A 22,380-nucleotide genomic window follows, 5' to 3' on the forward strand; every position below is an offset into this window, starting at 1 on the left:
GCGGCCCCTCGTCCGCTCCGGCTCGACGGGGTGGGATCGACACCGTCCGGTGCCGGGCCCACCCCGCACGCGTTCCAGGACGTCAGTGCGGCAACGTCACGTATTCGATCACGGTGTTGATGCTGTGGTCGATCATCTCGTCGGTCAGGCCCGGGTACACCCCGATCCAGAACGTCCGCTCGGTGGTGATGTCACTGTTGGTGAGCGGCCCGCTGACCCGGAACTCCCGCCCCTCGTAGGCCGGGTGACGCGTCAGGTTGCCGGCGAAGAAGCGCCGGGTGGCGACCTTGCTGGACTCCAGGTGGTCGATGAGGGCGGCCGGCTGGAACGGCGCGTGCGGCTCGACGGTGATGGCGAAGCCGAACCAGCTCGGGTCGCTGCCCGGGGTCGCCTCCGGGAGCAGCAGGTGCGGCAGCCCGTCCAGTCCCTTCCGCAGCCGGTCCCAGTTGTGCCGGCGGGCCCTGCCGAACTCGTCGATCCGGGGCAGCTGCGTGAGCCCCAGAGCCGCCGAGATGTCGGTCGACTTCAGGTTGTAGCCCACGTGGGAGAAGATGTACTTGTGGTCGTAGCCCTCGGGCAGTGATCCCATCTGCTGCTCGAACCGCTTGAAACAGCGGTTGTCCTCGCCCGGTTCGCACCAGCAGTCGCGGCCCCAGTCCCGCATCGACTCCACGATCCGCGCGAGGATCAGGTTGTCCGTGAGGACACAGCCGCCCTCACCCGTCGTGATGTGGTGGGCCGGGTAGAAGCTCTCCGTCGCGAGGTCACCGAACGTCCCGGTCAGCTGCCCCTGGTAGGTGCTGCCCAGGGCGTCGCAGTTGTCCTCGATGAGGAACAGGTCGCGGTCCTGCGCCAGTTGGGCGATCTCCTTCACCTGGAAGGGGTTGCCCAGCGCGTGCGCCATCATGATGGCCCGGGTGCGCGGGCCGATCGCCTGCCCCACCCGCTCGAGCGAGGCGTTGTAGGTGCCCAGTTCGATGTCGATGAAGACCGGCGTCAGGCCGTTCTGCAGGATCGGGTTGACCGTCGTGGGAAAACCGGCGGCGACCGTGATCACCTCGTCGCCCGGCTTCAGCCGGTCCTCGCCGAGCTGCGGCGAGGTGAGACTGGCCAGCGCCAGCAGGTTCGCCGACGAACCGGAGTTGGTCAGGTGGGCCTTGCGCAGGCCGAAGTACTTGGCCAGCGCGCGCTCCAGCCGACGCGAGCTGACACCGGCGGCGATGCGCATGTCGAGCGCGGCCTCCACCAGGGCCACCCGGTCGTCCTCGGTCAGCACCGCACCGGAGGCCTGCACCGGGGTCACGCCCGGAACGAACCCCGATGAGACGGTGGAACGGTGGTACTCGCGGACCAGGTCGAGGATCTCGGTCTTGTCGTTCCCCACGGCTGATGGCCTCCTGTGTGTGCCGGTGGGGACGAGACGTACGGCCGGCTCGCAGTCGAAGCGGGTCCCCACGCCCGTATCGTTCGATCGGGGGAACCCCAGACCAGCACGCGCCCGCGCCCGCGGGCCAGAAACGCCGCCCGAATCTAGGGATCCACCAAACATTGACCGCCGCGGGGACCCCGTCCGGCCCCTGCCGCGCCCCCGTTTCGACCGCGACGGCCGACCCGGTCCCGCCCGGTGCGCGGGGTGGCCACGAGCGCCGCCGACGGGTCTAGGGAATTCACGAATCCAGGCCGGGCAGTCTGAGGTGCCGGGCCCGGCGAGGGCCCCCCGCCCGTCCCTGGAGACGCCCATGAAGATCGGCCGCCCGCCGGGCCACCCCGGGCGCACCGCCGTCCTGCGCGGAGGAGGGCCGTCCGGCGAGCGTGTCCGACTCGGCTTGCACGACCTGATGAACGGCACGTTCGCCACCCCGCGCATCTTCTTCTACCGGCGCACGCTGGACGCCGACGCCGTGGAGGACTCGCTGCGCCGCGCGCTCGCCCACTACCCGCTGCTCACCGGGCGTCTCGTACGCGATCCGGACGGCGGACTCAGCGTGGCGTGCGACGACGCGGGCGCGGTGTTCGCCGTCGCCCACTCCGACCGGGCCATGCCCGACTACGGGCCCGACCGGCCGGCCCACCAGGACCTGCGTCGCTACATCCACCCCGTCAACGCCTTCCGCGTCGTCGGCCACGACACCCCGCTGCTGTCCGTCAAGGTCACGCACATGCGCGGTGGCGGCTCCGTGCTCGGCGTCTCCATCAACCACGCCGTGGTCGACGGCGGCGGCTACCTGGGCTTCCTGCTCCACTGGTCCCGCACGCACGCCGGCCGGGAGAGCCGTCCCGCGCCGTACGACCGCACCCCACTCGACCGGCTCGCCGCCGACGTGCCCGCGGCGCCCGACGATCCGCAGTACGAGGTGATCACGGGACGCCGGAGGTTCGGGTTCATCTGGAAGGTCAACGCCCGCGCGCGCACGATGCGCACGATCACCGTCCGCTTCAGTGCCGACGAGGTCCTCGACCTGCGCGTGGCGGCGCGGGCGGGACAGGACGCGGACCGGCCGCCCGCGTCCAGCGGCGACGCCCTCGGGGCGCACCTGTGGCGGGTGCTCGGCGCGCTGCGCGGCCGGGACCCCGCGGCCCAGGAGCGCCTGGGCATCGTGGTCGGGCTGCGGGCCGCGCTCAAGGACCGCCTCCCGGACGGCTACTGGGGCAACGCGGTCTCCAACACCACGGCCGCGCTGCCCGCACGGGAACTGCGGGAGGAACCCCTGGCCCACACGGTCGCCGCCGTCCGCGCGGCCCTGGACCGGGTCACCCTCGACCGGATCCGCCAGGAGGCCGCCTTCCTGGAGGCCCAGCGCGCGGCCGGCCGGTCCGGCCGTGTCTTCAGCAGGATGTCGCTGGACGCCTTCGAGGGCACCGTCGCCCTCAACAACGTGAGCCGGCTCCCCGTCTACGCCGTCGAGTTCGGTGCCGGCCGGCCGTTCTGGTTCGCGTTTCCGGCGAGCCCCATCCCGTGGACGGTCCTCATCACGCCCACCCCGGACGACGACCACAGCCGCGACGTCCACCTGAGCGTCCCCCGGGACGCCGCCGATGCCCTGCGCGGCCCCGAGTGGACCAGGCGTCTGCACGACCCCGGCCGGCGTGCGGGCCGCCTCTGACCGCACGGACCGTCGGTCGGCGCGTTGGACGCGTCGCGCCGTGCACCAAGGGCCTGTCGAGGATCCGTTGGACGGTCCCGACAGGCCCTTGCCGTGCGCGGGCGGCCGGGGGGTCTACGCCCCGGCCGCCCGGCGCAGGGCGTCCACGCGGTCGGTGCGCTCCCAGGTGAAGTCGGGCAGCTCCCGGCCGAAGTGGCCGTAGGCCGCGGTCTGGGCGTAGATCGGGCGGAGCAGGTTCAGGTCGCGGATGATCGCGGCCGGACGCAGATCGAAGACCTCGTCGATGGCCCGCTCGATCCGCTCGGCGTCGACCGTGGCGGTGCCGAAGGTCTCGACGAAGAGACCGACCGGCTCGGCCTTGCCGATGGCGTACGCCACCTGGACCTCGCAGCGGGAGGCCAGGCCGGCCGCCACCACGTTCTTGGCGACCCAGCGCATCGCGTACGCCGCCGAACGGTCGACCTTGGAGGGGTCCTTGCCGGAGAAGGCGCCGCCGCCGTGGCGGGCCATGCCGCCGTAGGTGTCGATGATGATCTTCCGGCCGGTGAGGCCCGCGTCGCCCATCGGGCCGCCGATCTCGAACCGCCCGGTGGGGTTGACCAGCAGCCGGTAGTTCTCCGTGTCGAGCTTGATGCCCTCGTCCAGCAGCGCCCTCAGCTCGGGCTCCACGACGAACTCGCGGATGTCGGGCGCGAGCAGTGACTCCAGGTCGATGTCGCTCGCGTGCTGGGAGGACACCACGACGGTGTCCAGGCGGACCGCCTTGTCGCCGTCGTACTCGATGGTGACCTGGGTCTTGCCGTCCGGGCGCAGGTAGGGGATGGTCCCGTTCTTGCGCACGTCGGACAGGCGCTTGGACAGGCGGTGCGCCAGGAAGATCGGCAGCGGCATCAGCGTCGGCGTCTCGTCCGTCGCGTAGCCGAACATCAGACCCTGGTCACCGGCGCCCTGCCGGTCCAGCTCGTCGGCCACTCCGCCTGCGGCGGCACCCTCGACCCGGGACTCGTACGCGGTGTCGACGCCCTGCGCGATGTCCGGGGACTGGGAGCCGATCGACACCGACACACCGCAGGAGGCGCCGTCGAAGCCCTTCTTCGAGGAGTCGTAGCCGATCTCGAGGACCTTGTTGCGCACCAGCGTCGCGATGTCCGCGTACGTCTTGGTGGTGACCTCGCCCGCCACGTGCACCAGGCCGGTCGTGATCAAGGTCTCGACGGCGACCCGGGAGGTCGGGTCCTCACGCAGGAGCGCGTCGAGAACGGTGTCGCTGATCTGGTCAGCGATCTTGTCGGGGTGACCCTCGGTCACGGACTCCGAGGTGAACAGACGACGGGACATGACTCTCCAGTGGTTGCCGCGGTGCTCCGGGCGGGAGGCGGCCAAGGGGACTCGGATCAGGACGGCCGTCTCCATGCTCGCGGTCAACTCACGAGGAGATCCCTAGAGCGGGCGAACACGGTGTGACCAGTCGTGAAGGATCGTGCACATGTCTGGTGTGAGCCCTCTCACGGGTGGCATAGTCGAAGACTCATGTCTGCTCACACCGCCGCCGTGTTCTTCTCCTTGGACTGCGTCCTGGTCCGGGGAGGAAGTCTGTCCCGCACGCTCGAGGAGCGCCTCGGCCTGAGCGGGCCGTTGAGCCTGCACGAAACGGCGGAGACCGACGCGGCGCGCTGGGCGGGCTTCTCCGAGACCGCCCTGCACACCCAACTCACCCGTCTGCCCCTGCTTCCGGGGGTCGCGGAGACGACCCACTGGTGCTGGGGCAACGGTCTGGTGCCGGTCATCTCGAGCCTCACCTGGGCCCCGATCGGTGCCCACCTCGCCGACCGGTTCGGTGTCCACTCCTACTTCGGCTGCTCCCTGGAGACGGCGGACGGCCGCTTCACGGGCAAGGTCGGCAACTGGCCCGTGCTCACGGACGAGGGCGAGTTCGCCCGTCGGCGAGCGGACGAACTCGGCGTCCCGCCGCAGGACTGCGCGGCCGTGGGCGCCTGCTCGGCCGACGGAGCCCTCTTCGACTCCGTCGGCCTCGGCATCGCCTTCAACACGTCACCGCACAGCTCCACGCGCGCGACCACGTCGGTCCGGGGCGACGACCTGCGCGCCGTGATCCCGGCGCTGAAGCACCTGACCGCCACCGGGGTATGACGCCGGCGCCTCCGTGCGGCCGATCCCCGTCGCACGCGCGGGGTGAGGGCCACCAACTGCTCTTGGTCACTCCCGGGAGCTCGCCCGCGTGGGCCATCTCGCGCAGGCGGATGCGGGACAGGCCGAAGGCGCGCAGGTGACCGCGGGGGCGTCCGTCCACGGAGTCGCGGTTGCGCACGCGGGTGGCGCTGGCGTCGCGGGGCTGCCGGCGCAGCTCCCGCTGGGCGGCGGCGCGTTCCTCGTCGGACGCCTGGGCGGATGAGCTGATCGCCTTCAGCTCGGCGCGGCGCTCGGCGTGGCGGGCCACGACGAGGCGTCGCTGCTCGTTCTTGGCGATCTTGCTCTTCTTCGCCATCAGACCTTGAACCGCCCCGGGTTCGGTAGAGACCTCAGATTATGGTGGTGACCTGGGGTTTCGTGAGTTCCGTGTAGTAGTTGGTCTCGTACTCGACGGGTGGGACGTGGCCTGTCTCACCGTGCAGTCGGCGGTGGCAGTACCAGTCGACCCACTCGGCGGTGGCCAGCTCGACCTGGGAGAGGGTCTTCCAGGGCCGCTGCGGCTTGATCAATTCGGTTTTGAACAGGCCGATCGTGCTCTCCATCAGGGCGTTGTCGTACGCATCGCCGACCGAGCCGATCGAGGCCGCGATGCCGGCCGCGTCCAGGTGCTCGGCCAGCTTGAAACTGGTGTACTGGCTGCCCGCGTCGCTGTGGTGTATCAACTCGCCGCGAACATGGTGGTGTTCATCGCGGTCGCGCTGCCACAGTGCCATCTCCAGAGCGTCCAGGACGAGCCGGGTCTCCTTCGACGTCGCGGCGGACCAGCCGACGATCCGGCGGGAGAAGGTGTCCACGACGAAGGCGACGTAGACCACTCCGGCCCAGGTGGCCACGTGCGTGAAATCCGCGACCCAGCAGCGGTTCGGCGCGCCGGCGACGAAGTCGCGGTCCACCCGGTCCGGTGCCCGCTCGGCCTGCTGGTCCGGAATCGTGGTGATGACCCTTTTGCCGCGGACGGCGCCGGCGATGCCCAGCTCGCGCATCAGCCGTTCGACGGTGCAGCGGGCCACCGTGTGACCCTGCCGGTTCAGCTCCCGCCAGATCTTCCGGGCCCCGTAGACACGGTAGTTGTCGGTGTGGACCTGGCGGATCCGCTCCTTGAGTTCCGCGTCCCGCACGGTACGGGCAGACGGGACGGCCAGGCGTTTCTTGTGCGCGTAGTAGGTGGAAGGGGCGATCTTGCAGTCGTGCTCGGTGAGGGTCCTGCAGATCGGCTCGACTCCGCCGAAGCGGTCCCGGTGCTCGTCGATGAACGCTACGAGCGCGTGTGTGGCCGGTCGAGCTCGGCCGCGAAGAAACTCGCTGCCGCCTTCAGGATCTCGTTGGCCCGCTTCAGTTCGGCGTTCTCCTTCTTCAACGCCTTGAGCTGGGCCGATTCCTCCGTCGTCGTTCCCGGCCGCGTCCCCGCGTCGATTGCATGCTGCTTCACCCAGTTCCGCAGCGTCTCGCGGGAGCCGATGCCGAGCTTGTCGGTGACCGCCTGCAGAGCGGCCGTCTCGTTCGGGTGGTCGTCGCGCACCTCGGCGACCATGCGCACCGCGCGACGGCGCAGCTCAAGGGGATAACGGGAAGGTCGTGCCATGACTCGATCCTTTCATGAAATCGAGTCTCCATTCGAACCGGGGCGGTTCAGCTGGCTCAACGGCGGACAAATACCCAAGCTGTCCCCATTACCTGGGGACCAGTTGGGGACCACACGGTGCTCGCGACCCTGAACAGCACGCGCGGGGACGCGCGTCCTGCACCCTAGTTCTGCCTGATATGTGCAGGTAGTTCCTATGGCCCTCACTCCTGGGGGTCAAGGGGTCGCAGGTTCAAATCCTGTCGTCCCGACTCGTGAGAGTCGCAGGTCAGGGCCGGTTTCGGAGACATCCGAAACCGGCCCTTGATCTTTTTTGGGGACCAGTTGGGGACCGGCGCACTTGACGGGGCTGAGGCGCACCTTGACCCGGTCAAGGTGCGCCATGCGGTCAGTTGACGTGCACACTTTCCGCTCTCTGCGGGCCGATGACCGTACGGCCGTGTCCATCCAACGCCCCTGTCGGTAGCGGCCTGTGCTCGTGCTTATGTTCCGGGTGCCGACCAATGGCTCACTGAGGTTTTCTCAACGATGGTCACTTCCAGATTCCGTTGAGGACGAGGGCGGCGCGGGCGATGTCGCCGATCCGGCTGGGGCTGAGGGTGACGTGCTGCAGCGTGCGCCAGCGCTGCTTGAGCTCGGCAGCGGTGCGCTCGCCCAGGGCCCGAACGCTCCGCACGAGGGTGTTGAAGGCACGGGTGTCCGCGCAAAGTGCCTGCTCGGACTGGTTGTTGGGGCGGCGGACGGGAATGAGGATGCCGATGCCGGCGCCGATGTAGCCCTTGTCGGCCAGGGTCGGCAGCCCGTCGGCCGCCGCCTTGTAGAGGGCGGGCAGGGCGTGGATGCGGGCGGCGGTGACGTCGGGGGTGGAGCCGGGTTCGACGTCGGAGACCCACAGCGGGGTGCCGTCCGGAGCGGCCAGGAACTGCACGTTGCCGCCGAACGCCTTGTGTTTCTGGCTGAACCACCAGTCGTTGCCGTTGTCGCGGACGCCGGCGAGGCGGTCCGATTCGATCAGTGTGCCGTCGAGGATCACGTGGGTCATCCCCGCGCGTCGGCAGTGGTCCAGGACCGCGTGCAGGTCCGGGGCCTGGGCGGCGAGGACGTCGATGCCCTCGTGCAGGTAGCGGTAGCCGGTGGCCTGAGAGACGCCCGCGTCGCGGGCCAGGCAGTGCACGCAGCCGCGTTCGCGGAACCAACGCAGCACCAGCACGGCCTGGCGGAACGGGCCGAGCGCCCGGCTGCCTCGCGGAGTGCCGATTCGGCGGCGGTGGGCGGCGAGCAGACGCGAGAGGTGGTCCACGACGTGGCGCGGGACATCGAGCGTGGCAACATAGGTGACCAACGTGAAGCCTCTGGTGGTTACGGACATGATCTTGTGGTGAGACCTGTCCTACCAGGGGCTTTACGTCTGTCCACGGCCGGGCCCAGTCCGTCCGGCCTGCTCACGCATGGAGCGGTTCATGCCGCTTCGCGTAGATCATTTCGCTGAGAAAACGTCACTGGCGCACCCACGTGCGCAGCGTCTCGGAATTCATCTCGAGTTCCCGGGCGACATGAGCGATCGGCTTGCTGGATTTCAATGCCAACTGGACCGCTTCTTCGCGGAACTCCGGCGAGTACGGACTTGGACGTGCCACTTGCTTCTTCCCTCGATTCCTTACAGGACAACCCCATTGGGCCCCTGTCCGGGATCTTCGGGCCCCTCAGGCCTGGTGGCGCTCCCGATCCTGGACGACCACCAGCTCACCGTCCGCTCCGCGGCCCGCGACGAGATCGTGTATCTCAGCTCCGACCCCGAGCGTGCCCGGCGTCCCGTCACGCCCGCCCGCCTCGCGGACGCCAGACTGGTCCTCTCCGAGGCCACGTGGGGCGAACGGGACTACACCCGTCAGCAGCTCACCCGTGCCGTACAGACGGCGCACCGCACACTGCGGCCGCACATCGAGGTCGAGAACGTCGAGACCGCGCTGGAGATCGCCGCCCGCGGACACGCCGACACGATCGCGGCACGCGGCGTCGTCCACCGCCTCGCCGGCCGGCTTCCCCACCGGCTCCACTCCGCCCCGCTGCGGCCGAGACTCTACGACCACTTCGCCATCGTGCACCGCCGCAACACCACCCTCAGCCGGGCCACCCGCACCCTCATCGACCTCGCCACCACCCGCCTCCGGCAGGCGACGGCCCGAGGCAGGCAGGCCGATCCCTGAGGCGCCCCTGACACACCTTCACTCGGACAAGACGGAGAACCAGATTACGGATCCGCTTCCTTTTGTATCTCGGAGGAATGAGATTGCGCAGACCGGGAAGGAACTGCGGTCGGGCATATTTCCGCCAGGGCGCCATCCGCCCTTTCTGCTGCGTTGCTGATGTGAAGTTCAAAGGGTGAAGGCATGCAGGGCGACGACCTTCGTGGCCAGCTCGAGGGGGCGGCCCTTTCGCACTCGACGAGGTGACGAAGCTGCAGTTCATCCGCCGAGAGTGGGGCTCGATGTCGACCTGTAGCCGCACGGCCGGACCGACTGTCGCGACCCGCACCTCCGACGGGTTGACGCCGTTGATTGCGGCAGCAAATTAGCGCAACTGGGCCAATCCTGCTACGGTCAAAAGAAATCCGTCTCTCTGAGCCGGTCGATACGTGCGGATTCTGGCGACCGGATGGCTCCGTCCTGCCCGTGAGGGTGGATGCAGGGTCGCATGGCGAAAATAAAGGGACATACGTGACGAACGGAAAAAGAGTAGCGATTGTCGGTGCCGGCCCCTCGGGCATGGCTCAGCTGCGGGCCTTTGAGACCGCAGCGCGCGCGGGGGCGGACATCCCCGAGATTGTCTGTTTTGAGAAACAGGCTGACTGGGGTGGCCAGTGGAACTTCACCTGGCGCACCGGACTCGACGAGTACGGCGAGCCCGTGCACTCGAGCATGTACCGCAATCTGTGGTCGAATGCGCCGAAGGAAGCGCTGGAGTTCGCTGATTACACCTTCGACGAGCACTTCGGTCGCGCCGTCTCCTCATATCCGCCGCGCCCGGTTCTGTGGGACTACATCGCCGCCCGGCTGAAGAAGACGAACGTGCGCGATTTCATCCGTTTCCAGACCGTCGTGCGCTGGACGGAATACGACGCCGAGCGTGAGGTCTTCACGCTCACGGTCGAGAATCTCCCCACCGGAGAAACGACGACCGAGGAGTTCGACCATGTGGTCGTCGCCAGCGGCCACTTCGCTTTCCCCAACGTGCCGCAATTCCCTGGCATCGAGACCTTCCCCGGGCACATCGCCCACGCGCACGACTTCCGCGGCGCGGAAGACTTCAAGGGGCAGGACGTCCTCGTCGTCGGCTCCAGCTACTCGGCCGAGGACATCGGCAGCCAGGCGTTCAAGATGGGCGCACGCTCGGTGACGGCGAGCTATCGTTCCGCGCCGATGGGCTACGACTGGCCCGAGGGCTTCGAAGAATGCCCCGTCATCAAGCGCATCGAGGGCAACACGGTCCACTTCGCCGACGACACCTCGAAGCACATCGACGCCGTCATCCTGTGCACCGGCTACCTGCACAAGTACCCGTTCCTGCCCGACGAGCTCGCGCTGACCTCCCCGAACAACGTGTACCCGGACGGCCTTTACCGCGGTGTCGTGTGGCAGGACAACCCGCGTCTGGCCTACCTCGGCGCGCAGGACCAGTGGTTCACCTTCAACATGTTCGACGCGCAGGCCTGGTACGTACGCGACCTCATCCTGGGCCGCACCGAGCTGCCGTCGGAGACCGAACGCTCCGCGTCCATCGCCGAGTGGCGGGAACGTTTCGAGAAGCTTTCCTCGGACGCCGAAGAGATCCGCTTCCAGGCCGACTACGTGCGTGATCTGCTGCGGCAGACGGACTACCCCGAGTTCGACCTCGACCGGGTCGTCGAGATCTTCCTCGCGTGGAAGCGCGACAAGAAGGCCGACATCATGGGCTACCGCGACCGTGTTTACCGCTCGGTCATGACGGGAACCCTGGCCGCCGAGCACCACACACCGTGGCTCGAAGAACTCGACGACTCGATCGAGCGCTACCTCGCCGAGGACCCCGCCAAGACTCCGCAGAACGCTGAGCGCGGCCTGGCGGCGTAACTCCCCGAGGTCGGGGGCGGACCCCACTACGGTTCAGGGGCCCAGCAGCTCTCGCTGCGGGCCCCTGAACCGTATCCATGGGGTGGGCACAACTGGGGGATGTCGGTTGCCGGTTGCCGGGGCCAGGGGGAGTGCGCCGTGGGCCATGGGAGCGTGCCGTGAGCCGTGCCGGATGGCTTGTGTGTGAGGGGTGGGGATCGAGCCGCAGCCCTGCGAAGACCCTCCGCAACCGCCTCGGCGTCGGCGCGGCCCGCTCAAGAACCCTGGCCTCCGTGATCCGCGCAGAACGCAACGACCACTTCCAAGGGCAGCCCTGGTCGAATACAGTGAGCTGTTTCCAACCTGGCTGATTTCAGGCTGAGTTGGCGTGGGGTCCGGAGGTGGGAAGAGGTGAAGCTCCTGGTAGATGGGTTGTCGACCAAGAGCAACCTGTCCGCCCGGAGCTTCGTGTGCTTGTCTACCCATCGGGACTCGATCTGTTCAGTTCCACCCTGCGGTTCCTGTCCGGGAAGCTGACCGCCCTGCGACGTGAACGCGGAACACGGTGGCGCCGGCTCGGAACGGACCAGCAGGCTCTGCTGGTCCTGGCTCACCTGCGGTGCGGACACACCTACACCTACTCGCAGCCGGGTTCGGCATCGGCGTCAGCACCGTCTACCGGTACGTGACCGAGGCCGTCGAGATGCTGGCCGCGCTTGCTCCCGATCTTGCCGAGGCCGCGCAGGCCGCTTCCCGCAAAGCCTTCGTGATCCTGGACGGAACCCTCCTGCCGATCGACCGCATCGCCGCCGACCGGCCCTTCTACTCCGGCAAGCACAAGAAACATGGCATGAACGTGCAGGTCCTCGCCGACCCGGCAGGCAGACTCCTGTGGGCCTCGCCCGCGCTGCCCGGCGCCGTCCATGACATCCGCGCGGCCCGCGAACACGGCATCATCGACGCTCTGGCCGAGGCCGGCATCCGCTGCTGGGCGGACAAGGGACACCAAGGCGCCAGAGGCACGGTCCGGCTGCCCTACCGCGGCCGGTGGGAGACTCTCTCCGCAGGCCAGCGGGAGGTCAACCGGTCTCACGCAAAGATCAGGGCCCTCGTGGAACAGGCCGTCGCCGCCCTCAAGTCCTGGCGGCTCCTCCGCAAGCTCCGCTGCTCCACCACCCGCATCACCAGCCTTGTCCAGGCCGTCCTCACCCTGCATCTGGCCAGCTCAGAGTGAGGAGAGAAAGGGCTCACTGACTCCCGCCCTCTCTCGTTGTCTCTCACAGTTCGCGGCCCACCTCCGACACACTCGACAGCCGAAGGACGTGGTGCCAGGCCGCGCCCCGGGGCGCGCCGCCGACCGAATTGGCCGTCAACCAAGGGCATGGTGCTGCGTGCGCTATTCCATCGCCGTGTCCAGCTCCACGTTCCCGGAGCAGTCCATGAACCAGTGCGCGCGGAAGTCCACCGGCATCGGGATCGGGTGCTGCGGGTCGGTGAGGTGACGGAACAGGTACTCCGTGGCCGTGCAGTCGAACCGATCCCCTGCCTCCGGTTCGGCTCCGGTGACGTAGACGGGCCATCGGTCGGGGTCGGAGCCCTCGGTGATCCAGTGGAACCACTGCTCGTGCTCGTTGCTCATCCAGGGCACTAGCCCGCCCGAGGCCGGGAACGGCGGATGCGGCTCCCAGGGCGCCCGGCCCAGCCTCGCCGCCGACTCGGCGTTCTTGATCAGGTCGTCCGGCATGGACACGCAGTGGAAACCGTCGAACATGCCATCGCCGAACGTCTCGACGAGCGCCTTGTAGTCGCTCGGCAGGGGCGTTCCCAGGCGGGACTCGACTGCTGCCCAGTCGACCTGGCCCGCAGCCCTCGGCACCCAGCCGGTCACGGCGACGAGCCTTTCCAGCCAGGAGGCCTCCGCGGGCAACTGCTCCGCGACCGGCGTGCTGCGCAGGGCGATCATCAGGGCGGGTCCGGCATCCTCGCCTTGACCGGTCCGGCCGAAGGCGACCCACCGGTTACTGAACGGCCAGGCGTACCTCCAGTCGACCTGCCCGGACAGGGGCAGTGGCGGCAGTCGGTCGGCGCCGGCGGATGGCTCGCCGTACCGGCCGGAAAGCGTCTCGACGAGGTTGCCCAGGTCAGCACGACCGGAGATGGGAAGGCAGACATGACCTGGCGCATGCCCGTGCTCGCGGCAGGCCAGGTCACGGAGATCTGGCCACAGGGTCTCGGCCACGGCGGTCAGAAGCTGTTCGTCGTCCATGCCGCGAGTCAACCACTCGCCGCCGACAGCAGAGCTCAGCGAGGCAGCGTCGTACTCTCCAGCCAGCCGTCCCGCCACATGACCTGCTCAAACTGAGGTTGGAAAAGGCTCCGTGGTTCAGCAGAAGGACTACATGAAGCGCATCTGCGGGAACGGCGGATCCCGCTCAGCACTTCGGGACGAAGGAATCATCATCATGGGCGACTACGATGCACACCGGCACACCGGCACACCGGCACATCGCCCGTCAGCTCGGCCTTCCCGTCCCCCGGGATGGAGGGTTCGTCAGCGCGCGGATTGTGCCGGCTCTGCCTGGGGTTGGCAAGCCTGTCGCGGAGATGGACGGCCGACTGTGGTCTCTGGCCTCTCCGGAAGACCCTGTGCACCGCGCACCGGCGCTTCCTTCACATTCGCACTCGGCAGCAAGCAGTGATCATGTGGACGGGCCCCGCCGGAGATGATGTGGGCCTCGTCGCCCGACGGTCGGCCAGCCGCAGGTGCCCGTCCTGAGGGGCGCTGTCGGGTTCGGCGAGGATACGTATTTCCCGCCCTCCGCGTGCGGATACCCGAACGACCACTTTGGGCTTGCCTGAGACCAGGCGGCGTCGATCCCCGCGCCGCTCGGGATGGAACCGCTCGTGTCGCCGATGTTGCCATGGTGGTCCCCTGCTTGAAGCCTGACGGCCTGGCGGTCGGCCAGGAAGGAGGAAGGTGTGAGCTGCCCCCGTGGCCGTACCGTTTAGCTGCCCTCTCGGTGCCCGCAGGGTGCGGTAACAGAACTCGTCCTTGGGGACCAGTTGGGGACCACACGGTGCCCGCGCGCTCGCACGACACGCCTGGCACCGCACGTTGTGCACCCTGATTTTAAGTCGTATGTGGTGATGAAAGGGATAACCCTTACTCCTGGGGGTCAAGGGGTCGCAGGTTCAAATCCTGTCGTCCCGACTCGTGAGAGTCGCAGGCCGAGGGCCGGTTTCGGAGCAATCCGAAACCGGCCCTCGGTCATGCGTGGAGACCGGGTGGGGACCGGCGTTCCTCTACCGGTGACGATACGGAGCGTCTCGGGCCACCATCGGGACGTAGGTCATCCGTGTGCATCCGCATCGGGCGTGTTTGCCGTCGCGCCGACTGGAAAGGGGCTCTGTGATCACCGGACGCGACAATCCGGTGGAAACTGACTCAAAAGCACGGAAAGAGGAGGTCCGATGTCCTCGAAGCGACGTCGTAAGAAGAAGGCCCGCCGCAAGAACAGCGCGAACCACGGCAAGCGTCCGCAGTCCTGAAAAAGCCCTGAAGAAGGCCTGAAGAAGGCCTGAGGCCGCGCCGACCCATCGGGTGGGTGGCAGGTGCCACCCACCCGAACGCGTTCACGGGCACGGTACGGCCAGGCCACCTGCGGGCCGGGAGGGCCGCGAACACGGCGACGGCCCTTTCGGCGTCCGCCCGGTTCGCGTCGCTTCCGGGCGGCCGGGCACGGCTCGTCGAGTCGTGACCGTGCCGGTGTCCGTGCGGTGTCGCAGGTCATGGACGGTGCGCCGGTCTACGGACATACTGATCGGGCCCCCGGTCACTCACAGAACGACTCCATGGTCAAAAACAGCACTCCCCCGCCCACCGTCCCCGACACCGTATGGCTGGCGCGCGGACGCCATACGGGTCCCGAGCCCGATCTCGACGTCCGGCGCAACCTCATCGCCCTCAAGGCGGCCGGGGGGCTGGACGACTTCCTGGAGCTCGACCCCGTCGAGGCGGTCCGGTCCACCGTCCTGTACCCCCGGGACGCCTCCGCCGACCCCGGCCCGTCGGCCCGCCGCCTCTTCGAGGCCCGCTGGCGTACGGCCGAGGACGTCACGGTGCGCGCGCAGCTGACCACGTACGAGCCGCAGGCCCGCGGGGACGAGGCCGAAGGCGTCACCTGGTTCCTCGCCGCCGAGGCGGAGCGTGCGTGGGACGCTCGCTGGCCGTCGCCCGCCACCATGTTCTGGCCCGACAGCAGCCGGGTCGAGTGGGACCACGACACGGTGCCGGGCGTACGCCTGCGGACGGTGAACCACCTGCCGAAGGACGACGACGAGGTGCGCCGCCGGCTGCGGGACTGCGCCCGCGACAGCTGGTTCGTCCATGTCGTGGTGCACGAGGCGATGACACCGGACGCACGGGGGCAGCGGCCGATCGCGGAGTTCCTGCCGCCGAGCCTGCGGCACCGGGTGGTCGAGCACCGGGGCACACCCGAGCAGGCCCGGATCGCCGACTTCGCGCTGCAGCGGGAGCTGAAGTTGCGGATGCCGCGCGGCGGCGCCGTCGTCCTGCCCACGGTGCCGCCGGGACCGGACTACGACCCGGAGCACTTCACGGTGCGCAGCATCTTCCTGGACGGCTCGGAACCGGTCGAATTCCTCGACAGGATCATCGAGTTCGCCGCGCTGCCGCGCCCCCTGCCGGCCGAGGCCGAGCAGGCCCTGACGCGGCTGCGCCGGGGCTGGCACCTGCTCAGCCCGGAAGAGGAACTGGCCCACGCCCAGGACATGGTCGCCCGGTACGCCCACGCGCTCGACGCCATGACGGAGTCCCGCGACCTGTACCGGGAGGCTGCCGAGGCCGCGCAGGCCGCACTCGCCGAGGAGGCCCGCGGCGCACCCCGGTTGCCCGTGCCGGGGCCGGCCGGAGGGGAGGGCTCGCCGCTCAGCGGCTTGACGAAGGCCTTCGGCCGCTTCCGGGGCACGAACAAGTAGGCCGCGCTCACGCCGGCGCCCGGCCCCCCGCCCGGGGGGCCTCTTCGTCGATCCGCCGCGTACGCCCTTGACTTGAAGTGCGCTTCAAGCAGAAGACTCCCGTTCCGTACCCCGACCACGGGGCGCTCACGGGAGGGAAACCCCATGAAGTACCGCACCATCGGCAGCGACCCGCGGACCCGCCGGGAGGTGAGCGTGCTCGCGCTCGGCGCGATGCTGTTCGGCTCCGTGACGGACGAGAAGACGTCCTTCGCCGTACTCGACCGGTACGTCGAGGCGGGCGGGAACTTCATCGACACGTCCGACAACTACGCCTTCTGGACCGACGGAGGGCAGGGCGGGCAGAGCGAAGCGCTGCTCGGGCGCTGGCGGCGCAGCCGGGGCGTCGGCGACGAGATCGTCGTCGCGACCAAGCTGGGCGCCCGCCCGCTCGCCCCCGGCACGAGCTACACCGACAACCCGGAGGGCCTGTCGGCGAAGGTGATCCGGGAGTCGGCCGAGCGCAGCCGGGAGCGGCTCGGCACGGACCGGCTCGACCTGCTGTACGCCCACATAGAGGACCGCGCCGTCCCGCTGCGGGAGACCGTGGAGGGCTTCGCCGGCCTCGTCGCCGAGGGCACGGTCGGACTGCTCGGCGCGAGCAATCACGCGGTGTGGCGGGTGGAGCGGGCCCGTGCCCTCGCCGCCGCGGCGGGACTCCCCGGCTACGAGGTGCTCCAGTACCAGCACAGCTACCTGCGCCCCCGCGCCGACCTGCCCGAGGACCTCTTCCCCGACGGCAGCCTCGGACACGCCGGCGCCGAGCTGCTCACCTACCTGCGGGCCGAGCCCCGGCTGGCCCTGGTCGCCTACTCGCCGCTGCTGAAGGGCGCGTACGCCCGACCGGAGCGGCTGCCCGGGGACTACGACCACCCGGGAACCCCCGCCCGGCTGAAGGTGCTGCACGAGGTCGCCCGGGAGACCGGGGCGAGCGCCGGCCAGGTGGTGCTGGCCTGGCAGCTCGGCCACGAACTGCCGATCCTGCCGCTGGCCGGGGTGTCCTCGGTGGCGCAGCTGGAGGAGAACCTGGCGGCGGTGGACCTGGAACTGTCGCCGGAGCAGCGGGACCGGCTGGACGCGGCGCACTGAGACGGCGCACCGAGACGGCGCACCGAGGCGACGATCAGGACCTGACCAGCAGCTGGAAGTCGAACGAGTAGCGCGAGGCGCGGTAGACGTGGGTCGCGTACTCCACCGCGCGGCCCGTGTCGTCGTAGGCGGTGCGGTGCATGGTGAGCAGGGCGGCGCCCTCCTTCTCGTCCAGGCGGGACGCCTCCCCGGCGGTGGCCGAGCGGGCGCCGACGGTCTGCCGGGCGCTGTGCAGGGTGATGCCCGCCGTGCGCATCACGCGGTACAGGCCGGTCGACTCCAGCCGGGCGTCGTCCAGTTCCAGCAGGCCCGACGGGAGGTAGTTGCACAGGAGGGCGACGGGTTGGCCGTGGGTGCGGCGCAGGCGTTCGAGGAGGACCGTTTCTCCGCCCTCGGGCAGGCCCAGGGCCGCCGCCACGCCGGGGGGTGCCGGGACGGTCTCGTGGCGGACGACCTGCGTACTCGGGCCCTGGCCGGCCGCCTCCAGGTCGTCGTAGAGGCTGCTGAGCTCCAGGGAGCGCCTGACCTGGCTGTGCACCACCTGGGTGCCCACCCCACGCCGCCGGACCAGCAGTCCCTTGTCGACAAGGGACTGGATGGCCTGGCGGACCGTGGGGCGGGACAGACCGAGGCGTACCGAGAGATCGACCTCGTTGCCCAGGAGGTTGCCCGGGGCGAGGTCGCCCTGCGTGATCGCCGCCTCCAGCTGCTGGGCGAACTGGTAGTACAGCGGCACCGGACTGCCCCGGTCCAGGGTGAAGTCCAGTGAGCTGAGCGCGGGTTCGGTCACTGCACGGGCCCGGTCACCGGTCTTCGCCATGGGCGTGCCTTCCTGTTGGGGGGCGCTGTCGAGGGCAGGAGCCGCTCGGGAAGCTGAGGGTCAGGAGTTGCTCGGGAAGCCGAGGTTGATGCCTCCGTCGGACGGGTCCGGCCAGCGCGTGGTGATGACCTTGCCCTGGGTGTAGAAGGCGACGCCGTCGTTGCCGTAGATGTGGTGGCCGCCGAAGAGGGAGTCCTTCCAGCCGCCGAAGGAGTGGTAGCCGACCGGGACCGGGATCGGCACGTTGACGCCGACCATGCCCGCCTTCACCTCGAGCTGGAAGCGCCGGGCGGCGCCGCCGTCCCGGGTGAAGATCGCGGTGCCGTTGCCCCAGCGGGAGTCGTTGATCAGCGCGATGGCCTCGTCGTAGGTCTCCGCGCGGACCACGCACAGCACCGGGCCGAAGATCTCGTCCCGGTAGGCGTCCGCGGTCACCGGCACCCGGTCGAGCAGCGAGACCCCGACGAAGAAGCCGTCCTCGTGGCCGTCGACCGCCAGGCCCGTGCCGTCGAGCACGACCTCGGCGCCCTGCGCCGCCGCGCCCGCCACGTACGAGGCCACCTTGTCGCGGTGCTCGCGGGTGATCAGCGGGCCCATCTCCGAGGTGGGGTCGTTGCCCGGACCGATGCGGAGCTTCTTCGCCCGCTCGGTGATCCGGCCGACCAGGTCGTCGCCGATGTCGCCGACCGCGACCACGACCGACACGGCCATGCAGCGCTCGCCGGCCGAACCGTACGCCGCGTTGATCGCCTGGTCGGCGGCCAGGTCCAGGTCGGCGTCGGGCAGGACCAGCATGTGGTTCTTGGCGCCGCCCAGCGCCTGGACGCGCTTGCCGTGCTCGGTCGCCTTCAGCTGGATGTGCCGGGCGATCGGGGTGGAGCCGACGAAGGAGACCGCCTCGATGTCGGGGTGCTCCAGGATGCGGTCCACGGCCGTCCGGTCGCCGTGCACGACGTTCAGCACGCCGTCCGGCAGGCCCGCCTCGGTGGCCAGTTCCGCGAGGCGGACGGAGGCCGAGGGATCCTTCTCGGACGGCTTCAGCACGAACGTGTTGCCGCACGCGATGGCCAGCGGGAACATCCACATCGGCACCATGGCCGGGAAGTTGAACGGTGTGATGCCGGCGACCACGCCCAGCGGCTGGCGGATCGAGGCGACGTCGACGCGGCTGGAGACCTCCGTGGACAGCTCGCCCTTCAGCTGCACGCTGATCCCGCAGGCCAGTTCCACGATCTCCATGCCCCGCGCGACCTCGCCGAGGGCGTCGGAGTGCACCTTGCCGTGCTCGGCGGTGATCAGCTCCGCGATCTCGTCGCGGTGGGCGTCCAGCAGCTCGCGGTACTTGAACAGGATCGCCGTGCGCTTGGCCAGCGACGAGGTGCCCCAGCTCTCGAAGGCGTCCTTCGCGGCGGCGACGGCGGCGTCCACCTCGGTGGTGTCCGCGAACGCGACCTGCTTCTCCTGGGCGCCGGTGGCCGGGTTCCAGACGGGGCCGAAACGGCCGGAGGCGCCTTCGACGGGCTTGCCGCCGATCCAGTGGCTGATGGTCTTCATGAGAGCGGACGACCTTTCACGTGCGGTGAGTTGAATCGGGAGCGGGGCTCGAGTACCGGGCCCGGGGGTGCGGGAGATGCGGTTCAGAGGTGCCGGCGGCGGCCGGCGACCTGGGCGTCGTAGCGTTCGCGCGCCCGGACGGCGGCCTCGCGGGAGGAGACCTCGGCCACCGGCACGTCCCACCAGGCCTCGGCCGGGGGAGCGGTGGGCGCCGGGTCCGTCTCGACGTACACGCACGTCGGACGCTCGGCGGCGCGGGCCTCGGCCAGGGCGTGGCGCAGCTCCCGCACGGTCTTGGCGCGCAGCACGTCCATGCCCAGGCTGGCCGCGTTCGCCGCGAGGTCCACGGGCAGCGGGGCACCGGTGAAGGTGCCGTCCTCGGCCCGATACCGGTAGGCGGTGCCGAAGCGCTCGCCGCCGGTCTCCTCGGAGAGGCCGCCGATGGAGGCGTATCCGTGGTTCTGGATCAGCACCATCTTCACGGGCAGCCGCTCCTGGACGGCCGTGACGATCTCGGTCGGCATCATCAGATACGTGCCGTCGCCGACCAGCGCCCACACGGGCGTGCCGGGCGCGGCCTGCTGGACGCCGATCGCGGCCGGGATCTCGTAGCCCATGCAGGAGTAGCCGTACTCGAGGTGGTACTGGCGCGGGCTGCGCGCGCGCCACAGTTTGTGCAGGTCGCCGGGGAGCGAGCCGGCCGCGTTGATCACCACGTCGGTCTCGCCCACGACCGCGTCCAGCGCGCCGAGCACCTGGGTCTGGGTGGGCACGGCGTTCTCGTCGTCGGCGCGGTAGGCGGCCTCGACGACCCGCTCCCAGCGCTCCTTCCCGGCTGCGTACCCGGCCTCGTACGCCGGGTCCACGCGGTGTCCGGCCAGCGCCCCGGCCAGTGCCTCCAGACCGCTTCGCGCGTCGCACACCAGGGTGTGCGCTCCCAGCTTGTGGGCGTCGAAGCCGGTGATGTTGAGGTTGAGGAAGCGTACGTCCGGGTCGGCGAAGAGGGTGCCGGAGGCGGTGGTGAAATCGGTGTACCGGGTGCCGACACCGATCACCAGGTCGGCGGTGCGGGCCAGTTCGTCGCTCACCGCCGTGCCGGTGTGACCGATGCCGCCCAGGTCGGCCGGGTGGTCGTGGCGCAGGGAGCCCTTGCCGGCCTGGGTGGAGGCGACCGGGATGCCGGTGGCGTCCACGAGCGCCCGGAGCGCCCCCTCGGCCTCGCTGTGGTGGACACCGCCGCCCGCGACGATCAGCGGACGCCGGGCGGCCCGTACGGCCCGCACCGCCGCCTCCAGCTCGACCGGGTCCGGAGCCGGACGCCGTACGCGCCAGACGCGGTCGGCGAAGAACTCCTCCGGCCAGTCGTACGCCTCGGCCTGCACGTCCTGCGGCAGGGCGAGGGTGACGGCGCCGGTCTCGGCCGGGTCGGCGAGCACCCGTACGGCGTTCAGCGCGGACGCGATCAGCGCCTCGGGACGGTTGATCCGGTCGAAGTAGCGGGAGACGGGGCGCAGCGTGTCGTTGACGGACAGGTCCGCTTCGACCGGGTGCTCCAGCTGCTGGAGCAGCGGGTCCGCCGCGTGCGAGGCGAAGTAGTCGCCGGGGAGCAGCAGTACCGGCAGCCGGTTGACGGTGGCGAGTGCCGCGCCGGTGACCAGGTTGGTCGCGCCGGGGCCGATCGACGTCGTCACGGCCTGCGCCGAGAGCCGGTTGAGCTGGCGGGCGTGGGCGACGGCCGCGTGCACCATGGACTGCTCGTTGCGGCCCTGGTGGTACGGCATGACCTCCGCGTACTCGACGAGCGCCTGCCCGACGCCCGCCACGTTGCCGTGGCCGAAGATGCCCCACGTGCCCGCGATCAGCCGGTGTCGGACGCCGTCCCGCTCGGTGTACTGGGCGGCCAGGAACCGCACGAGTGCCTGGGCGGTCGTCAGTCGGCGGGTGGGGGCGCTCATACGGACCTCTCGGGTGCGGTGTAGAGGGGCAGGCGGGGGTCGACGGGCTGGTCGGGCCAGGTGGAGCGGATCCAGGCGTGCTCGGGATGGTCGCAGATCAGCCAGGCACGCTCGTCCTCCGGGCCCGCCATGACGTTGAGGTAGTACATGTGGTGGCCGGGCACGGCCATGGACGGCCCGTGCCAGCCGTCCGGGATGAGCACCACGTCGCCGTCGCGCACCTCGGCCAGTACGTCCGTGTCCCGGCCGGGACCGGACGGGGAGACCCGCTGGTAGCCGAGGCCGGGGACGCCGTCGTGGTCCGCGAACTCGAAGTAGTAGATCTCCTCCAGCACGGACTCCTCGCCCGGCCGGTGTTCGTCGTGCTTGTGCGGCGGGAACGACGACCAGTTGCCGCCCGGGGTGATCACCTCGACCGCGATCAGCTTGTCGCACTCAAACACCCCGGCCGCCCCGAAGTTGTTGACCTGGCGGGAGCAGTTGCCGGTGCCGCGCAGCTCCACCGGGACGTCGGCGGCCGGCCCGTAGCGGGCGGGCAGGCGCCGGGTGCAGCGGGCGCCGGTGAGCGCGAACCGTCCGCCGTCCGGCGACGTGACGGTCGCGCGGGCGTCGCGCGGCACGTAGGCGAAGTCGCTGACGCCGTCGAACACGCTCGTGCGGCCGGCGAGGTCGAACGTGTCGTGGCCGAAGTCGTCGGCGGAGGCGACCGTGCAGCCGCCGCTGAGCGGCAGGACGATCCACTCGCTGTCGCCGGTGTCGAAGGTGTGCGAGCCGCCCGGCTCCAGCTCCAGCACGCGCAGGCTGGAATGACTCCAGCCGCCCGGCTCCAGCTCCAGCACGCGCAGGCTGGAATGACTCCAGCCGGCCGACTCCGGCGTCACGTCGACGAGGTACGGGCCGGCCGGAGCACGGTCCGCGGGAAGGTGATGGGTCATGACTG

Annotated in this window: 18 protein-coding genes and 3 pseudogenes; 10 read left to right on the top strand and 11 right to left on the bottom strand. The window is 69.9% G+C overall.

What is annotated here, in order from left to right:
• Window positions 1–82 precede the first annotated feature (82 nt).
• The gene (rfbH, locus tag OHB56_RS37315; protein WP_055629150.1) at window positions 83–1,384 is read right to left on the bottom strand and encodes a lipopolysaccharide biosynthesis protein RfbH; all 1,302 of its coding nucleotides are present in this window, start codon (window positions 1,382–1,384) and stop codon (window positions 83–85) included.
• Window positions 1,385–1,739: 355 nt separating this feature from the next.
• Between rfbH and OHB56_RS37320 the strand changes: the two genes are divergently transcribed.
• On the top strand, window positions 1,740–3,104 hold the full coding sequence (locus OHB56_RS37320) for an acyltransferase (protein WP_326756122.1): 1,365 nt from the start codon (window positions 1,740–1,742) through the stop codon (window positions 3,102–3,104).
• A gap of 114 nt (window positions 3,105–3,218) precedes the next feature.
• Here the strand turns inward: OHB56_RS37320 and metK are convergent, their stop codons facing one another.
• Entirely contained in the window at window positions 3,219–4,442 is a 1,224-nt protein-coding gene (gene metK, locus OHB56_RS37325; RefSeq protein WP_406358283.1) for a methionine adenosyltransferase, read from the bottom strand.
• A gap of 192 nt (window positions 4,443–4,634) precedes the next feature.
• Between metK and OHB56_RS37330 the strand changes: the two genes are divergently transcribed.
• Window positions 4,635–5,255: a haloacid dehalogenase gene (locus OHB56_RS37330; protein ID WP_326756124.1), complete on the top strand. Its 621-nt coding sequence runs from the start codon at window positions 4,635–4,637 to the stop codon at window positions 5,253–5,255.
• A gap of 52 nt (window positions 5,256–5,307) precedes the next feature.
• Here the strand turns inward: OHB56_RS37330 and rpsN are convergent.
• The 4 genes and pseudogenes from rpsN to OHB56_RS37350 form a co-directional block, all read right to left on the bottom strand.
• A pseudogene (rpsN, locus tag OHB56_RS37335) lies at window positions 5,308–5,610 on the bottom strand (30S ribosomal protein S14); the annotation flags it as partial.
• A 34-nt stretch (window positions 5,611–5,644) separates the two neighbouring features.
• Window positions 5,645–6,897, bottom strand: a protein-coding gene (locus OHB56_RS37340; protein ID WP_406358285.1) for an IS3 family transposase whose coding sequence is annotated in 2 segments (ribosomal slippage) — window positions 5,645–6,615 and window positions 6,615–6,897 — 1,254 coding nt in all. Because the reading frame shifts where the segments join, the coding sequence is not laid out codon by codon here.
• 532 nt (window positions 6,898–7,429) lie between these two features.
• Window positions 7,430–8,239, bottom strand: coding sequence for a transposase family protein (locus OHB56_RS37345; RefSeq protein ID WP_326757295.1), 810 nt, complete (start codon window positions 8,237–8,239; stop codon window positions 7,430–7,432).
• A 154-nt stretch (window positions 8,240–8,393) separates the two neighbouring features.
• On the bottom strand, window positions 8,394–8,534 hold the full coding sequence (locus OHB56_RS37350) for a transposase (protein WP_326756126.1): 141 nt from the start codon (window positions 8,532–8,534) through the stop codon (window positions 8,394–8,396).
• 75 nt (window positions 8,535–8,609) lie between these two features.
• Here OHB56_RS37350 and OHB56_RS37355 point away from each other — a divergent pair, with 75 nt between their 5' ends.
• The 3 genes and pseudogenes from OHB56_RS37355 to OHB56_RS37365 all read left to right on the top strand — a co-directional run bounded on the left by OHB56_RS37355 (window position 8,610) and on the right by OHB56_RS37365 (window position 12,219).
• The gene (locus OHB56_RS37355) at window positions 8,610–9,104 is read left to right on the top strand and encodes a LysR family transcriptional regulator substrate-binding protein (RefSeq protein WP_326756127.1); all 495 of its coding nucleotides are present in this window, start codon (window positions 8,610–8,612) and stop codon (window positions 9,102–9,104) included.
• A gap of 510 nt (window positions 9,105–9,614) precedes the next feature.
• On the top strand, window positions 9,615–11,006 hold the full coding sequence (locus tag OHB56_RS37360; protein WP_406358287.1) for an NAD(P)-binding domain-containing protein: 1,392 nt from the start codon (window positions 9,615–9,617) through the stop codon (window positions 11,004–11,006).
• Between the two features lie 449 nt (window positions 11,007–11,455).
• A pseudogene (locus OHB56_RS37365) lies at window positions 11,456–12,219 on the top strand (IS5 family transposase).
• Between the two features lie 162 nt (window positions 12,220–12,381).
• On the opposite strand, the gene OHB56_RS37370 reads toward OHB56_RS37365, so the two are convergent.
• Window positions 12,382–13,251 (bottom strand): SMI1/KNR4 family protein, encoded by an 870-nt coding sequence (locus OHB56_RS37370; RefSeq protein ID WP_406358289.1) that lies wholly within the window; start codon window positions 13,249–13,251, stop codon window positions 12,382–12,384.
• A 112-nt stretch (window positions 13,252–13,363) separates the two neighbouring features.
• Between OHB56_RS37370 and OHB56_RS37375 the strand changes: the two are divergent.
• The 5 genes and pseudogenes from OHB56_RS37375 to OHB56_RS37395 all read left to right on the top strand — a co-directional run.
• Window positions 13,364–13,447, top strand: a pseudogene (locus OHB56_RS37375) (NaeI family type II restriction endonuclease); the annotation flags it as partial.
• Between the two features lie 13 nt (window positions 13,448–13,460).
• Window positions 13,461–13,712: a NaeI family type II restriction endonuclease gene (locus OHB56_RS37380; protein ID WP_406359288.1), complete on the top strand. Its 252-nt coding sequence runs from the start codon at window positions 13,461–13,463 to the stop codon at window positions 13,710–13,712.
• A gap of 744 nt (window positions 13,713–14,456) precedes the next feature.
• Window positions 14,457–14,534, top strand: a complete 78-nt coding sequence (locus OHB56_RS37385; RefSeq protein ID WP_381030191.1) for a 50S ribosomal protein bL37 — start codon at window positions 14,457–14,459, stop codon at window positions 14,532–14,534.
• Between the two features lie 303 nt (window positions 14,535–14,837).
• On the top strand, window positions 14,838–15,983 hold the full coding sequence (locus tag OHB56_RS37390; protein WP_406358291.1) for a hypothetical protein: 1,146 nt from the start codon (window positions 14,838–14,840) through the stop codon (window positions 15,981–15,983).
• Between the two features lie 144 nt (window positions 15,984–16,127).
• Window positions 16,128–17,111, top strand: coding sequence for an aldo/keto reductase (locus OHB56_RS37395; RefSeq protein ID WP_406358292.1), 984 nt, complete (start codon window positions 16,128–16,130; stop codon window positions 17,109–17,111).
• 34 nt (window positions 17,112–17,145) lie between these two features.
• Here OHB56_RS37395 and OHB56_RS37400 read toward each other — a convergent pair whose 3' ends face one another.
• The 4 genes from OHB56_RS37400 to iolB all read right to left on the bottom strand — a co-directional run bounded on the left by OHB56_RS37400 (window position 17,146) and on the right by iolB (window position 22,375).
• Window positions 17,146–17,931: a GntR family transcriptional regulator gene (locus OHB56_RS37400; protein WP_326756133.1), complete on the bottom strand. Its 786-nt coding sequence runs from the start codon at window positions 17,929–17,931 to the stop codon at window positions 17,146–17,148.
• Window positions 17,932–17,991: 60 nt separating this feature from the next.
• The gene (locus OHB56_RS37405; RefSeq protein WP_055626134.1) at window positions 17,992–19,485 is read right to left on the bottom strand and encodes a CoA-acylating methylmalonate-semialdehyde dehydrogenase; all 1,494 of its coding nucleotides are present in this window, start codon (window positions 19,483–19,485) and stop codon (window positions 17,992–17,994) included.
• An 83-nt stretch (window positions 19,486–19,568) separates the two neighbouring features.
• Complete coding sequence (gene iolD / locus OHB56_RS37410; protein WP_326756134.1) at window positions 19,569–21,440, bottom strand: 3D-(3,5/4)-trihydroxycyclohexane-1,2-dione acylhydrolase (decyclizing); 1,872 nt, start codon at window positions 21,438–21,440, stop codon at window positions 19,569–19,571.
• Window positions 21,437–22,375: a 5-deoxy-glucuronate isomerase gene (gene iolB / locus OHB56_RS37415; protein ID WP_406358295.1), complete on the bottom strand. Its 939-nt coding sequence runs from the start codon at window positions 22,373–22,375 to the stop codon at window positions 21,437–21,439. The genes iolD and iolB overlap by 4 nt, the downstream gene beginning before the upstream one ends.
• Window positions 22,376–22,380: the final 5 nt, after the last annotated feature.

The sequence above is a fragment of the Streptomyces sp. NBC_01635 genome (assembly GCF_045209715.1).
GTDB classification, from domain to species: domain Bacteria; phylum Actinomycetota; class Actinomycetes; order Streptomycetales; family Streptomycetaceae; genus Streptomyces; species Streptomyces hirsutus.

Excerpts from the sequence above, each read along its gene's own strand:
- OHB56_RS37320 (WP_326756122.1), top strand. The coding sequence starts at position 1,740 with ATGAAGATCGGCCGCCCGCCGGGCCACCCCGGGCGCACCGCCGTCCTG.
- metK (WP_406358283.1), bottom strand. The coding sequence starts at position 4,442 with ATGTCCCGTCGTCTGTTCACCTCGGAGTCCGTGACCGAGGGTCACCCC.
- OHB56_RS37330 (WP_326756124.1), top strand. The coding sequence starts at position 4,635 with ATGTCTGCTCACACCGCCGCCGTGTTCTTCTCCTTGGACTGCGTCCTG.
- OHB56_RS37370 (WP_406358289.1), bottom strand. The coding sequence starts at position 13,251 with ATGGACGACGAACAGCTTCTGACCGCCGTGGCCGAGACCCTGTGGCCA.
- OHB56_RS37380 (WP_406359288.1), top strand. The coding sequence starts at position 13,461 with ATGCACACCGGCACACCGGCACACCGGCACATCGCCCGTCAGCTCGGC.
- OHB56_RS37385 (WP_381030191.1), top strand. The coding sequence starts at position 14,457 with ATGTCCTCGAAGCGACGTCGTAAGAAGAAGGCCCGCCGCAAGAACAGC.
- OHB56_RS37390 (WP_406358291.1), top strand. The coding sequence starts at position 14,838 with ATGGTCAAAAACAGCACTCCCCCGCCCACCGTCCCCGACACCGTATGG.
- OHB56_RS37395 (WP_406358292.1), top strand. The coding sequence starts at position 16,128 with ATGAAGTACCGCACCATCGGCAGCGACCCGCGGACCCGCCGGGAGGTG.
- OHB56_RS37400 (WP_326756133.1), bottom strand. The coding sequence starts at position 17,931 with ATGGCGAAGACCGGTGACCGGGCCCGTGCAGTGACCGAACCCGCGCTC.
- OHB56_RS37405 (WP_055626134.1), bottom strand. The coding sequence starts at position 19,485 with ATGAAGACCATCAGCCACTGGATCGGCGGCAAGCCCGTCGAAGGCGCC.
- iolD (WP_326756134.1), bottom strand. The coding sequence starts at position 21,440 with ATGAGCGCCCCCACCCGCCGACTGACGACCGCCCAGGCACTCGTGCGG.
- iolB (WP_406358295.1), bottom strand. The coding sequence starts at position 22,375 with ATGACCCATCACCTTCCCGCGGACCGTGCTCCGGCCGGCCCGTACCTC.